Origin of the sequence: Xanthomonas sp. CPBF 426 (assembly GCF_903989465.1) — a bacterium.
In the GTDB taxonomy this organism is placed as follows: Bacteria; Pseudomonadota; Gammaproteobacteria; order Xanthomonadales; family Xanthomonadaceae; genus Xanthomonas; species Xanthomonas euroxanthea.
Window position 1 is genome coordinate 1,426,059 of record NZ_LR861805.1, and the last position, 13,533, is coordinate 1,439,591.

Annotated in this window: 14 protein-coding genes; 5 read left to right on the top strand and 9 right to left on the bottom strand. The window is 66.6% G+C overall.

Features of this window, described 5'->3' with window-relative positions; all coding sequences use genetic code 11:
* Positions 1 to 10: 10 nt before the first annotated feature.
* Both H7A87_RS06110 and H7A87_RS06115 read right to left on the bottom strand, forming a co-directional pair.
* Positions 11 to 1,240 (bottom strand): endonuclease/exonuclease/phosphatase family protein, encoded by a 1,230-nt coding sequence (locus tag H7A87_RS06110; RefSeq protein WP_232087936.1) that lies wholly within the window; start codon positions 1,238 to 1,240, stop codon positions 11 to 13.
* 52 nt (positions 1,241 to 1,292) lie between these two features.
* Complete coding sequence (locus tag H7A87_RS06115) at positions 1,293 to 2,207, bottom strand: arginyltransferase (protein WP_104582431.1); 915 nt, start codon at positions 2,205 to 2,207, stop codon at positions 1,293 to 1,295.
* A 40-nt stretch (positions 2,208 to 2,247) separates the two neighbouring features.
* On the opposite strand from H7A87_RS06115, the gene H7A87_RS06120 reads away from it, so the two are divergent.
* Positions 2,248 to 2,835, top strand: a complete 588-nt coding sequence (locus H7A87_RS06120) for an EF-hand domain-containing protein (protein WP_119128898.1) — start codon at positions 2,248 to 2,250, stop codon at positions 2,833 to 2,835.
* A gap of 195 nt (positions 2,836 to 3,030) precedes the next feature.
* On the opposite strand, the gene H7A87_RS06125 is transcribed toward H7A87_RS06120, so the two are convergent.
* The 4 genes from H7A87_RS06125 to H7A87_RS06140 all read right to left on the bottom strand — a co-directional run bounded on the left by H7A87_RS06125 (position 3,031) and on the right by H7A87_RS06140 (position 6,763).
* Complete coding sequence (locus tag H7A87_RS06125; protein ID WP_119128899.1) at positions 3,031 to 4,224, bottom strand: sigma-70 family RNA polymerase sigma factor; 1,194 nt, start codon at positions 4,222 to 4,224, stop codon at positions 3,031 to 3,033.
* Positions 4,225 to 4,345: 121 nt separating this feature from the next.
* Complete coding sequence (locus H7A87_RS06130) at positions 4,346 to 4,858, bottom strand: pathogenicity-like protein (RefSeq protein ID WP_119128900.1); 513 nt, start codon at positions 4,856 to 4,858, stop codon at positions 4,346 to 4,348.
* A 148-nt stretch (positions 4,859 to 5,006) separates the two neighbouring features.
* Positions 5,007 to 5,921, bottom strand: a complete 915-nt coding sequence (tesB, locus tag H7A87_RS06135) for an acyl-CoA thioesterase II (protein WP_104582435.1) — start codon at positions 5,919 to 5,921, stop codon at positions 5,007 to 5,009.
* Positions 5,922 to 5,992: 71 nt separating this feature from the next.
* Positions 5,993 to 6,763 (bottom strand): enoyl-CoA hydratase/isomerase family protein, encoded by a 771-nt coding sequence (locus H7A87_RS06140; RefSeq protein ID WP_104582436.1) that lies wholly within the window; start codon positions 6,761 to 6,763, stop codon positions 5,993 to 5,995.
* Positions 6,764 to 6,828: 65 nt separating this feature from the next.
* On the opposite strand from H7A87_RS06140, the gene H7A87_RS06145 reads away from it, so the two are divergent.
* A complete protein-coding gene (locus H7A87_RS06145) occupies positions 6,829 to 7,257 on the top strand; it encodes a copper chaperone PCu(A)C (protein ID WP_119129220.1) in 429 nt (142 codons plus the stop codon).
* A 274-nt stretch (positions 7,258 to 7,531) separates the two neighbouring features.
* Here H7A87_RS06145 and H7A87_RS06150 read toward each other — a convergent pair whose 3' ends face one another.
* A complete protein-coding gene (locus H7A87_RS06150; protein ID WP_119128901.1) occupies positions 7,532 to 7,939 on the bottom strand; it encodes a thioesterase family protein in 408 nt (135 codons plus the stop codon).
* On the bottom strand, positions 7,939 to 10,905 hold the full coding sequence (uvrA, locus tag H7A87_RS06155) for an excinuclease ABC subunit UvrA (RefSeq protein WP_104650273.1): 2,967 nt from the start codon (positions 10,903 to 10,905) through the stop codon (positions 7,939 to 7,941). The genes H7A87_RS06150 and uvrA overlap by 1 nt, the downstream gene beginning before the upstream one ends.
* Positions 10,906 to 11,196: 291 nt before the next feature.
* Between uvrA and rplU the strand changes: the two genes are divergently transcribed.
* The 3 genes from rplU to obgE all read left to right on the top strand — a co-directional run bounded on the left by rplU (position 11,197) and on the right by obgE (position 13,090).
* Complete coding sequence (gene rplU, locus H7A87_RS06160; protein ID WP_005989959.1) at positions 11,197 to 11,517, top strand: 50S ribosomal protein L21; 321 nt, start codon at positions 11,197 to 11,199, stop codon at positions 11,515 to 11,517.
* A gap of 12 nt (positions 11,518 to 11,529) precedes the next feature.
* Positions 11,530 to 11,790, top strand: a complete 261-nt coding sequence (rpmA, locus tag H7A87_RS06165) for a 50S ribosomal protein L27 (RefSeq protein WP_003484326.1) — start codon at positions 11,530 to 11,532, stop codon at positions 11,788 to 11,790.
* Between the two features lie 250 nt (positions 11,791 to 12,040).
* The gene (gene obgE / locus H7A87_RS06170) at positions 12,041 to 13,090 is read left to right on the top strand and encodes a GTPase ObgE (protein WP_104582439.1); all 1,050 of its coding nucleotides are present in this window, start codon (positions 12,041 to 12,043) and stop codon (positions 13,088 to 13,090) included.
* 91 nt (positions 13,091 to 13,181) lie between these two features.
* Here obgE and rpsT read toward each other — a convergent pair whose 3' ends face one another.
* A complete protein-coding gene (gene rpsT, locus H7A87_RS06175; RefSeq protein WP_002807888.1) occupies positions 13,182 to 13,451 on the bottom strand; it encodes a 30S ribosomal protein S20 in 270 nt (89 codons plus the stop codon).
* Positions 13,452 to 13,533: the final 82 nt, after the last annotated feature.

Consider the following 13,533-nt stretch of genomic DNA (forward strand, 5'->3'; position numbering starts at 1 on the left):
CAATCCCGAATCACGGCTCCCCAGCCACATCCACCCACACCGCATGATGATCGCTGCCGTCGGCAATGGCCGCTTCGGGCGTGGTGCTGGCGGGCCAGAAGATGCCGCTGCCGATCAAGCTGAACTGGCGCGAAGGCAGCACGTAGTCCAGGCGCATCGTGCCCGCCTGCGGCCCGAAGTCGCCGGTGACCTGGTGCGCATCGCCCTTGTGCGCGACGCCTTGCGCGGCGTACTCGGCGGTCTTTTCCGGGCCGCCCGCACTGTGCGGCGCGGGGTACTGCAGCACCCGCGGGTGCGTGACCAACGCGCGGATCGCATCGTGCCGGCCGGCGCCATCGACCGGGTCGTTATTGAGGTCGCCGAGAATGACGAAGCGCGCATCGGCGGGCAGCCCGCCGCAGCGGCCCTGGTCGTCGCACAGCCAGCCGGCGTCCTTGGGATTGTCCAGATACTCGCGCCATAGCCGCAGTTCGTCATGGTTGCGTGCGACGTTGCGCTTTTCGGCGCCATCGAACACCGGCGGGGTGGGGTGCGAGACCAGCGTATGCACCACACCGAGCGGCGTGCGCACCGGCACGTCCCAATGCGACTTGGACGACAGCCGCAGCTGCGCCCAGATCGCATCGCGATAGAACGATCGTTTGCTGGATGGGTCGGTCGGCCGCAGCGCGCCCGGCAGTGCGCTCCATTTCAACAACTGGAAACTGCGCACCGCCTGCGCATCGATCGGGTAGCGCGACAGCACCAGCATGCCGTACTGGCCGGGGTGCAGTCCGTAGCCCCAGGCATCGTTGCCGCGGGTGCGGCCGTCGCCACCGATGCTGCCGTTGTTGTCCAGATCCAGGCCGCTCGGCACGCCGGTGTTGACCGGGGCCAGATAGCGGTACGGATAGCGCAGCGCCTCGCCGCCGCCCGCCTGGGCAACCTGCAGATAGCGCTGCTGGAACAGGTCGGCGGCGCGGTGCTCGGGGTCGAAATCGAACTCATTGAGCAGCACCAGATCCGGGCGTACCCGCTGCAGCACTGCGGCGATCTTGCGTGCATGCGCGCTGTCGCCTTGCAGCTCGCGCACCAGGCCGCCGGCCTGGTCGGAATACAGCGAGGTGTTGTAGGTGGCGATGCGCAGCCGGGCTGGCGCGGAGGCGGCAGTTACCTTGGCGCTTGTATCCGGAGAGGTCGCCTGATGTGCGCAGGCGGCGCAGAGCGCGGTCAGCGCAAGCAGTAAGAGAGGTCTGATCATCGCCACATTCTCGCATGTGCAAGACGACAGGCCGATGTCGTCCCGGCGTGGTTCAACCTTCCGGTGCAGCGGCAGGAAGCCCGCGCCATTGGCGGCCGTCGTAGGCCTCCAGCGCGCTGAAGCGGCGCTTGTAGTTCATCTTGGCATGGCCGTCGATCCAGTAGCCCAGATACACATGCGCGCGGCGCTCGCGTTGCGCCCACTGGATCTGCTGCAGGATCGCGAATGTGCCCAGGCTGCGCGCAGTGGCATCCGGTGCGTAGAACGTATACACCGCCGACAACGCATGCTCGGTGACATCGGTGACCGCAACGGCGAGCAGTCGCCCCGGCGCGTGCGCCACTGCGGGTTCGCGAATTTCCAGGAAGCGTCCATGCGACCAGCCGCCGATCAGGAACTGGTCGAATTCGGTGGCGCCATGTTCGTCCATGCCGCCGCCGGGATGGCGGTGCTGGAGGTACTGCCGATACAACGCGAGTTGTTCGTCGGTGCGTTCGGCGGCGACCACGCGCACCACCAGGTCCGTGTTGCGCGCCAGGCAGCGGCGCTGGCTGCGATCGGGGCGGAACGCATCCACCGCGATGCGCACCGGCACGCAGGCGCGGCAATGTTCGCAATGCGGCCGGTAGACCAGATCGCCGGAGCGACGGAATCCCCATGCCAGGGCCTGCGGATAGATCGCGCCCAGCCGCGGATCGTGCGGATCCAGCACCAGGTCGCGTGCGCGGCGGTCGGGCCAGTAGCCACAGGCATGCTCGCCCGTCTGGAACAGGCGCAGGTCGTCATGGGTGTCGGCGTGGATGGCCATGGCGTCAGGATAGCGCCTGCGCGTCGCAACAGCGGCGACTGTCCGCCGGATGAATACGCCCGGTCGCCGCGTCAACGCGCGCGCCGATGGCTCGTTGATGTGGGTGTTGGTGGCAGCGCACGGTGGATCCGGATGCGCCACCCACGCGATGCGGCCCATGCAGGTGCCGCGTGTGGTTCCCACATCCCAGGAGTTTCCCATGACGTCTCGCAAACCATTTCTCGCACTGGCCGTGCTGGCTGCCCTGTCCACCGGCGCGGTGTTCGCCGCCCCGCCTGCCGCCGGCGATGCGCCGCGTCCTGCCAGGCTGGACAAGAATGGCGATGGCATGATCGACCGCAGCGAAGCCGCTGCCGACCCCAAGCTGGCCGCCCAGTTCGACACCCTGGACACCAACAAGGACGGCAAGCTGTCGCGCGATGAGCGCCCGCATCATCGCGGCCCGGGGCGTGGTGGACGTGGTGAATGGATGAGCAAGCTCGATACCAACAAGGACGGCCGCATCAGCCGCGAGGAAGCCAAGGCCGAGCCCAAGTTCGCTGCGCGTTTCGATGAGATGGACGTCAACAAGGACGGCTTTGTCGATCGCGCCGACCGTGAACTGCGCATGCAGCAGCATCGCGACGCGTGGTTTGCCAAGGCCGACACCGACAAGGACGGCAAGCTGAGCAAGGCCGAGTTCGATGCCGCATCCAAGCAGCGTGGCGAGCATGGCCCGCGCGGTCCGGGCGAGCATGGCGAGCACGGCAAGCGTCCGATGCCGGCCAAGCCTGCTGCGGGCAACTGAGTTCATCCCGTCGCGGCAGCGTTATCCGGTCGCAGTGCTGCGACCGGGGCAGTCCCCGCATCCTCTGCAGCATGTAAACCGCACTACGCAACAAGGCGCCGATCGACCGACGGCCTCCTGCGCAAGCAGGGGGCCGTTTTTTGTTGATTGGACATGTTCGCCATTGGTGCCTGCGGCGGTGACGTCACGTCGGGATCAGGGCATCCCCAGCGTCATGTAGTGCCGCAGGATGGGCAGCATGACTGCCGCGGTGCTCACCAGCGTCGCACCCGGGCTGAACATGCAGCGATACAGCAGCGGTGCATGCGTGCTGCCGCGTCGTTGCGCATCGCGTTCCAGCATCGGGCGCATGACGCGGGGCAGCACCCGGATGGATTGATAGTTGAGCACCGCCATGCCTGCGCAGAGCATCAGCAGCGACGCCCACGCACCCGCATCCAGATGTTTCAACAGCAGCGTGCTGCCCACCACCAGCACCGATGTCAGCGTGGTGGCGTGCAGGAAACGACGAATCGCGGCGGCCTCGGCGGCGGTCTGCGCAAAGCGCAGCAGATACCAGCACGACCAGTACGTGCCGACTCCAGCAACCAGCACGGCGCCAGCGGCGAACAGCGCCGGCATGCCGAGCCAGAGGCTCAGCGCACCCGCGGCGCCGCCCCCACCCAGTGCCGATCCGGTCAGCCCGCTCACGCCTAATTTGCCCGCGCCACCCATGCCCGTCAGCACGATGGCCGCGCTCGCCGTCCCGGGCGCGGCCAGCAGGGTTGCCGAGGTCACCGCAGTGGCAAAGGCCACGCTGGGCGCGCTGCCACGCGCGAATTCGCCGAACCGGCGCAACAGCTCGCCGCGCACGCTGGCCCGCGCCCGCGACAGGCGCTTGCGCACGGCCGCGTCGCTGAGGCCGAGCAGTGCGGCGACCTGCCGTGAACTCTGGCCTTCGCGGTAGTACAGCAGCAGCGTCTCGCGGCTTTCTTCGGGCAATGCCGAAATGATGTCGAGCGCGGCGATCTCTTCTTCCACCTGCAGCAGATGGTCGGCGGGCGAGGGGGCCGGGTCGGCGGCCATGGCGATCGCAAGCTCGGCCGCTTCACCGCTGAGTGCACGATGCCGGTTGGCGCGCAGCCAGTCGCGCGCCAGGTTGCGGGTGATCTGCCGCAGCCAGGGCAGGAAACTGGCTGGCTGATGCAATTGTGCCAGTCGCTGCCAGGCGCGCAGGAAGGCTTCCTGGGCGATGTCTTCGCTGGCGGCGATATCCCGGGTGATCGCCAGCGCGATGGCGGTCACCGTGTTCTGGCAGGCGCGCACGATGCGGCCATACGCCTGCTGGCAGCCGGCGGCAGCGACCGGCAATTCGTGTTGCAGCATCAGCTCCAGCGTGTCGGTATGCATCGGCGCAATCCATGTCCTGGTTCCAGCATGACGCATGCGAGCGCCGGATGTGACCGGGGGGATGGTGGTGGCGCGCCGACCGCAGCGACGGGTGGCCGCGTTGCACCCTGGCTGGCCGCGCTCAGCGCGCCGGCTGGATCCGCACGCGCACTTCTTCGTCCTCTGCGGCTGGCGGCGCCGTGGTGGCGGCAGGCGCCTGCCGTGCTGCCGGCTGTGCCGCCGGCCCGACTGCGTCGGGCGCATTGCGATGGCGCAGCACCACGAACATGGCCACCGCGCCGATCACCAGCAGCAGTACCAGCCGGATGCGCCAGGCCCAGCTGCGCGCGTTGGTGCTGGAGCCGTTTTCGCCGTCGCGGAAGGTGTATTCCACATTCGGCAGATCGCGGCGGGTGGTGTCGAGCAGGCGTGCGTCGCGCAGCAGGTCGCGTGCGCGCGGCTGGTCGTCGGCGTGCACGATCCACACCGTGGGGTAGGCCTGCGCGTTGCCCTGTTCGAGGTAGCTGAACTGGCCGCTGCGTTTGCTCTCGTAGGAGCGGCCGTTGCTCATGCGCACGTCGATGCCGGCGTTGCGCAGGAGATCGGCCACGCCTTCGGCGGTTTCGATACGTTGACTGCTGAAGATCTTGCGCATGCTTAAGGGGTGCCGGCGATTGCCGAACACAGCGCATGGCGAGGGCGCGTGTCCGAGCTGAAGAAGAGGAAAGCCAGGGGCATCGATCCGCGCCGCAAGGTGGACGCGGCAACCGGCATGCCGATGCACGGCCAACGCAGTGGAGACATCAACATGGCACGTCGTTTGCCGGCACGGCGATCGTACTGCCGTCGGGCACCACGCGGATCAGGCCTTCCTGCGTGGTGCTGGCGACCAGCACGCCATCGCGGGTGAAGAACTGCCCGCGCGCCAGGCCACGCGAACCCTGCGCGGTGGGGCTGTCGAGCGAATACAGCAGCCAGTCGTCGGTGCGGAACGGGCGGTGGAACCACAGCGCGTGATCGAGCGAGGCCATCTGCACGTTCGGCGTGTAGTAGCTGATGCCGTGCGGAAACGTGGAGGTGCCCAGCAGCTGAAAATCCGAGGCATATGCCAGCAAGGCCTGGTGCAGGCCCACGTCGTCGCCGACCGGGTCGCTCAGGCGCAGCCACATCTGCTGGAACGGCGGGCGCTTGGGCGGCCTGAGTTCGTCGCGCGGGAAGACATGGCGAAACTCGAACGGGCCGCCACGCGACAGCCAGCGCTGCACCTTGGCAGGCAGCTTCTCCAGCACCTCCGCTGCCAATGGCGGAGTGGGTTCGATGTCTTCGGGCGGCGGCACCACCGGCATCACCGACTGATGCTCGGCGCCGTCCTCGCGCTGCTGGAACGAGGCCGCGCAGAAGAAGATCACCTTGCCGTGCTGGATCGCGGTGACCCGGCGCACCGAAAAACTGCCGCCATCGCGGGTGCGGTCGACGTCGTACACGATCGGGTGGTCGATGTTGCCGGCGCGCAGGAAATAAGCATGCAGGGAGTGCGCCTGGCGGCCGTTGTCCACGGTGGCCTGCGCGGCCGCCAGCGCCTGGCCCAGCACCTGCCCGCCGAACACGTACTTGGTACCGATATCGCGGCTCTGGCCGCGGAACAGGTTGTCTTCCAGGCGCTCCAGCGACAGCAGGCTGATCAGTTCGGAGACGACGGGTTCAGCAGTGGCGGACAAGGGGCTGGCCTGGGCGTGCGACGGACCGCGATTATAGCGGGCCACCCGTGCGCGCCGTGCCGGTAGTGGCTTCAGGCCTTCTGCAGCCGCGCGACCAGGCCGTGCAAGGCAGCCTGTGCATCGGGCGCGTACCAGCCGTCGACAAAGCGCTCCAGCTGGATCAGCTCCGGTGCCAGCGCCGCGCGCAGATCGGCCCGCGCAATCGCGCGCGTGGTCAGCATCGGCTGGCGTGGCAGCTGCTGCAGCTCCTGCAGCCAGGCCACCGCGCGGGCGGTGACCAGGTCGCCATCGACCAGTTCGTCGACCAGGCCGATCGTGACCGCCTGTTCGGCAGGCAGCAACTGGCCGGAGATCAGCAGGCGCTCGGCGCGGTGCGCACCGACCACGCGGCGCAACAGGCGCTGGATGCCTTCCGGTGCGGCCAGGCCCACCTGCACCTCGTTCAAGCCGATCGCATAGGGCCTGGCGGTATCGGCGCTGCGCGCCATCACCCGGTAGTCGCAGCACAGCGCCAGCACGCAGCCGCCGGCCGGCGCATGCCCGCCGATGGCCGCCACCACCGGCACGCGGCTGTTGGCCAGCGCCTGCGCGGCCTCGAAGAAGGCCGTCCAGCTGGCCAGCAACGCGGCACGGTCGGTGCCGTGCGCCAGCAGGTGCGGCACGTCCATGCCACCGGAAAAGATCCGCTCGCTGCCCGACAGCACGATGCCGTCGGTCTCCTCGCCGGCCTGCTGCACCGCAACGCTCAGCGCCTGGCACAACGCGCTGTCCAGTGCATTGACCGGCGGGCGCGCCAGACGGATTTCGCGAAGACGGCCATGGTCTAAGATCTGGATGCTCATTCGGGGCTCCTGGAGGTTGGGTCATGATAGACGGCAGTCGAAGCAGGCGGCGCATGCAGGGACGCGTGCTGCTGGGTGCGTTGGTGATGCTGGCAAGTGCAGGCGCTGGCGCGCAGTGCCTGCCCGAGTTCAAGGATGGCTGGATCCGCATTCCGCCGCCTGGTGGCATGGGCATGGCAGCGGGATTCGGGCAGTTCCACAACGGCTGTGCGCAGCCGTCGAAGGTCACCGCGGCCAGGAGCAGCGCGTTTGCCGATGTGTCCATCCACGAGACCACGCAGACCAACGGTGTCAGCCGCATGCGCGCGGTGCCGGAGCTGGCGTTGCCGGCCGGCAGGTCGGTGCCGCTTGCACCGGGCGGTCTGCATCTGATGCTGATGGAAGCGCGTGCGCCGCTGCACGAAGGCGCGCAGGTGCCGGTGACCTTCACCCTGCAGGATGGCCGCCAGATCAAGACCACGCTGCAGGCGCGCAAGCGCGCGCCGGGGGCGTAAGCGCGCGCAGGGCGTGGCTGAGCGAGGCTGTAGTCTCGCAGGCTGCAATCCTTGCAGAGCCCACTGCGCGATGTAGCCGATCAAACGCGATGCGTGGTGGCGAGCAGGCTGTCACTTCATTGTGTCGGTCCGCTCCCGATCACGCGGCCTGTCGGTGATGTCGCGCAGCGGCATGACAGGATCGCTGCAAACAAAAAACGGCGGCTCCCGGAAGAGCCGCCGCCGTCTTATGGCGCTGGAGATCCAGCGCACAACTGGCAAATCTCAGCTGCTCTCAGCTGCTGGCGGCGCGTACCGCGTCCGGCAGCGATGCGCTCTTGCCGGTCTGCGTATCGATCCACACCACCACCACGTTGCCATCGGAATACAGCACGCCCTCGTCCTTCTGGTCGAGGATGCGATGGCCGATGGTGATGCTGCTGCTACCCAGGCGCTCGACGAACAGTTCCACCAGGATGTCGTTCGGCCATACCAGCGGGCGCTTGTAGTTGACGTTGGTGGCGGCGACCACCGGCGCGATACGGTCGGTCATCGACACGCCTTGCACGCCCAGCATCCAGCGCACGCGCGCTTCTTCCAGATACGAAATGTACTTGGCGTTGTTGACATGGCCCATGCTGTCCATGTCGCGCCAGCGCACGCTGATCGGGATGCGTGCCAACACCTTGTGCTCTTCGCTCATCAGCTTGCCTTCTTCTTCGCGGTTTTCTTGGTGGCGGACTTGGCGACTTTCGCCACCTTCTCCGGTTTGACCTTGCGTGGCGGACGCGCGTCGGGCTTGTTGGCCATCGCCGCCGGCCGGGTCTCGCGCGCCTTCACCGACGGCAGCATCTTGGCCAGGAACTGTCCGGTGTAGGACGCCTTGTGCGCAGCCACATCTTCCGGCGTGCCGGAGACCAGGATGCTGCCGCCACGATGGCCGCCTTCCGGGCCCAGGTCCACGATCCAGTCGGCGGTCTTGATCACGTCCAGGTTGTGTTCGATCACCACCACCGTGTTGCCCTCGTCGCGCAGCTTGTGCAGCACGCCGAGCAGCGCCTCGATGTCGTGGAAGTGCAGGCCGGTGGTCGGCTCGTCGAGGATGTACAGGGTGCGTCCGGTATCGCGACGCGACAGCTCCTTGGACAACTTGACGCGCTGCGCCTCACCGCCGGACAGCGTGGTGGCGCTCTGGCCCAGCTTGATGTAGCTCAGGCCCACATCCACCAGCGTTTCCAGCTTGCGCGCGATCGACGGCACCGGCTCGAACAGCCGCAGCGCGTCCTCGACGGTCATCTGCAGCACGTCGCTGATGTTGAAACCCTTGTAGCGGATCTCCAGCGTCTCGCGGTTGTAGCGCTTGCCGTGGCAGACATCGCAGGGCACGTAGACGTCGGGCAGGAAGTGCATCTCCACCTTGATCAGGCCATCGCCCTGGCAGGCCTCGCAGCGTCCGCCGCGCACGTTGAAGCTGAAACGGCCCGGCGAATACCCGCGCGCGCGCGCTTCCGGCACCTGCGCGAACAACTCGCGCAACGGCGTGAACATGCCGGTGTAGGTGGCCGGATTGGAGCGCGGGGTGCGCCCGATCGGCGACTGGTCGATATCCACGACCTTGTCGAACAGATCCAGGTTCTCGACCTCGCGATGCGCGGCCACCGGATGCGAGGCACCGTTGATCTCGTTGGCGGCCAGCGAAAACAGGGTGTCGTTGATCAGCGTGGACTTGCCCGAGCCGGACACGCCGGTGATGCAGGTCAGCAGGCCGGCCGGAATGTCCAGATCGACATTCTTCAGGTTGTTGCCGGTGGCCCCGCGCAGATGCAGCATCATCTTCGGGTTGGGCTTGTGGCGCTGCTTGGGAATCTCGATGCGGCGCTTGCCCGACAGGTACTGGCCGGTCAGCGAGCCGGGCGCATCCAGGATGTCCTGCAGCGTGCCCTGCGCGCAGATTTCGCCACCGTGCACGCCGGCGCCGGGGCCGATATCCAGCACGTAGTCGGCCAGGCGGATCGCGTCCTCGTCGTGCTCGACGACGATGACGGTATTGCCCAGGTCGCGCAGCCGCGTCAGCGTGCCGAGCAGGCGTTCGTTGTCGCGCTGATGCAGGCCGATCGACGGCTCGTCCAGCACGTACATCACCCCGACCAGGCCGGCACCGATCTGGCTGGCCAGCCGGATGCGCTGCGCCTCGCCGCCGGACAGGGTGTCGGCCTTGCGCTCCAGCGTCAGGTAATCCAGGCCGACATCGACCAGGAAGCCCAGCCGCTCGCCGATCTCCTTGACGATCTTGCTGGCGATCTCGCCGCGCCAGCCCGGCAGCGACAAGCCACGGAAAAAGCTCAGTGCCTCGTTGACCGGCAGCACCACCAGTTCGGGCAGCGGCCGGTCGGCGACGAACACGTTGCGCGCGGCACGATTCAGTCGCGTGCCATTGCAGGCCGGGCAGGGCTGCTGGCTGACGTACTTGCTCAGCTCCTCGCGCACGGCCGGCGATTCGGTTTCGCGGTAACGGCGTTCCAGGTTCGGCAGGATGCCTTCGAACCGGTGCTTGCGCGTGGTGCGACCGCCCGCATCGGTGAAGTAGGTGAAGCTGATCACCTCATCGCCGCTGCCGAACAGCACCGCCTGGCGCACCTTGGCCGGCAGCGAATTCCACACCGCATCCACGTCGAACTTGTAGTGCTTGGCCAGCGAGGCGATCAGCTGGAAATAATAGGCGTTGCGCCGATCCCAGCCACGCACCGCGCCGGCCGACAGCGACAGCTCCGGATGCACCACGACGCGATCCGGGTCGAAGAACTCGGCCACGCCCAGGCCATCGCAGCTCGGGCAGGCGCCCACCGGTGCGTTAAACGAAAACAGCCGCGGCTCCAGCTCCGGCAGCGAGTAATCGCAGACCGGGCAGCTGTACTTGGACGAGAACAGGTGCGGCGCGGCGGCCGGGTCGTCCAGCGACTGCACCGCGACCATGCCTTCGCCGAGCTTGAGTGCGGTCTCGAAGCTTTCCGCCAGCCGTTGCTTGATGTCCTCGCGCGGCCGGAAGCGGTCGATCACCGCCTCGATGGTGTGCTTCTGGCGCAGCGCCAATGGCGGCACCGCGTCGATCTCGTACAGCTCGCCATCCACGCGCACGCGCACGAAGCCCTGCGCGCGCAGTTGCTCGAAGACCTGCGCATGTTCGCCCTTGCGCTCGCGGATCACCGGCGCCAGCAGCATGTAACGCTGCTCCTGGTCTTGTGTGAGCATGTGGTCGACCATCTGGCTGACGGTCTGCGCCTCCAGTGGGAAACCATGATCGGGGCAACGCGGCTGGCCGACACGCGCGTACAGCAGGCGCAGGTAGTCGTAGATCTCGGTGATGGTGCCGACCGTGGAACGGGGGTTGTGCGAGGTCGATTTCTGTTCGATCGAGATCGCCGGGGACAGGCCTTCGATGTGGTCCAGGTCCGGCTTTTCCATCACGCTGAGGAACTGGCGCGCATACGCCGACAGCGACTCGACGTAGCGGCGCTGACCCTCCGCATAGATGGTGTCGAACGCCAGCGACGACTTGCCCGAGCCGGACAGGCCGGTGATCACGATCAGCTTGTCGCGAGGCAGGTCGAGGTCGATGTTCTTGAGGTTGTGCGTCCGCGCGCCGCGGATGCGGATGAAATCCATCGCCATGGGGGATCCGATGTCGGGCCGGCGAACCGGCAGTGGTGCGAGCGTGCTCAGCAGGAATGAGTGGCAGTCGATCAGCCTACCCGCCGACCTAGGTGAGGGCAATTGCCCCAAATGCCAGTCTGACCGGGCCGCTGTGGCGGCCGGATGATGCGTTGCACGGGTGGATCGGGCATGGCTGCGGCCCGGCGCCCGGCAGGTTGACCCCAAACCCCGTCAGCCCGTACAATCCCGCTCCTGTCTGCCCTAGGGCACGTCAGTGCGACCATAATAACTACAGAGGAAAACCTGGTCATGTACGCAGTTCTGGTAACCGGCGGTAAGCAATACCGCGTCGCGCAGGGCGAAACGCTCCGCGTGGAAAAGCTCGAAGTCGAAGCTGGCAACGAGATCAAGTTCGACACCATCCTGATGCTGGGCGATAGCGATGGCATCAAGCTGGGCGATGCGCTGAAGGGCGCCTCGGTCACCGCCAAGGTTGTGGCCCATGGCCGCGCCGACAAGGTGCGCATCATCAAGTTCCGTCGCCGCAAGCACCACATGAAGCGTCAGGGACACCGTCAGTACTACACCGAAATCGAGATCACCGGCATTGCCGGTGGCGATAAGAAGTAAGGAGAACCAGTCATGGCACATAAAAAAGGCGTAGGTTCCTCGCGCAACGGTCGCGATTCCAACCCGAAGTACCTGGGTGTGAAGATCTTCGGTGGCCAGGCCATCGATGCCGGCAACATCATCGTGCGTCAACGCGGCACCCAGTTCCATCCGGGCGCCGGCGTCGGCCTCGGCCGTGACCACACGCTGTTCGCGCTGGTCGACGGCAAGGTGGAGTTCTCCACCAAGGGCCCGAAGAAGCGTCGTACCGTCAGCGTGGTTGCCGAGGCGTAATCGCCCGCTCCATGCAGGCCAGTCCGCCAGGCATCGCTGCCCGGTGGACGAGACGGAAAGCCCCGCTTTTGCGGGGTTTTTCGTTTGACGGCCGGGAGTGGGGAATAGGGAATCGGGAATCGGAAACGCCGGCTCCAGGTTTCTTCTCGCTCTTTGTTGTCTTGCTGGTGAGTGCGCTCGCCGGCAGGGGGTAGGCTGGTTTCTTTGGCCGATTCCCTATTCCCCATTCCCAATTCCCGGTTGCAAGCTCATGAAGTTAGTCGACGAAGCAGAAATCCTGGTCAGTGCCGGCAATGGCGGCAATGGCTGTGTCGGCTTTCGCCGCGAGAAGTTCATCCCGCTCGGCGGGCCCGACGGCGGTGATGGCGGCAACGGCGGCAGCGTGTGGATCGTGGCCGACGAGAACGTCAATACGCTGGTCGACTTCCGGCATGAGCGCACCTTCAAGGCGCAGCGCGGCGAGAACGGCATGGGTCGCCAGGCCTACGGCAAGGGTGGCGAAGACCGCATCATCGTGGTGCCGGTCGGCACCGTGGTGATGAACGTGCAGACCGATGAGGTCATCGGCGACCTGACCCAGCATGGCGATCGCCTGCTGGTGGCCAAGGGCGGCAAAGGCGGCCTGGGCAACATGCATTTCAAAAGCTCGGTCAACCGTGCGCCGCGCCAGTCCACCACCGGTGAAGAGGGCGAGGAGCGCTTGCTCAAGCTGGAGCTGAAGCTGCTGGCCGACGTCGGCCTGCTGGGCTTTCCCAACGCGGGCAAGAGCACGCTGATCCGCGCGGTGTCCTCGGCGACCCCGAAGGTGGCCGACTATCCGTTCACCACCCTGTATCCGAATCTGGGCGTGGTCAGTGTCGAGGCGTATCGCAGCTTCGTCATCGCCGACGTGCCGGGCCTGATCGAGGGCGCGGCCGACGGTGCCGGGCTGGGCACGCAGTTCCTGCGCCATCTGCAGCGCACCCGCCTGCTGCTGCATCTGGTGGACATCTCGCCGATGGATGGTGGCGTGGAGGCGTCGCCGGTGGACCAGGTGCGCACCATCGAGCGCGAACTGGAACGTCACGATCCCGAATTGCTGAAGAAGCCGCGCTGGCTGGTGCTCAACAAGGCCGACCTGATGTTCGAGGACGAGGCGCGCGCCGCGGCCGAGACGATCGTGGCCGAACTGGGCTGGACCGCGCCGTGGTATCTGGTCTCGGCGCTGGGTCGCGATGGCACCTTCCCGATCATGAAGGACGTCATGGCGTTCTTCGACCGTCAGCGCGAGGACGAGCTCGAGGCACGCAATGCCGGCTGAGCGCATGCGCAGGCACACAAAAAACCCGGCCAAGGCCGGGTTTTTCTATGCCACCGCAAGCCAGGCCTGCGGTGATGCCGACACGGCGCGCTTACGCGGCCTTGATGGCCTTGATGCGAGCGGTCAGACGGCTCTTGTGACGCGCAGCCTTGTTCTTGTGAATCAGGCCACGGGCGCTGAAACGGTCGAGGATGGGCTGAGCGACGGCGAAAGCAGCTTCGGCGCCTGCAGCATCGTTGGCGTCAAGGGCCTTGATCACCTTCTTGACGGCGGTGCGCAGCATCGAACGCTGGCCCGTGTTGCGCTCATTGCGCACAACGGTCTGCTTGGCGCGCTTCTTGGCGGACTTGATATTGGCCACGGTGGTGGGTTCCTGAAAAATCGGTGTAGTGGAAAAAGCAAGCGGGAAAGTATGATGGGCTTAGTTATGTACGTCAAGTCAG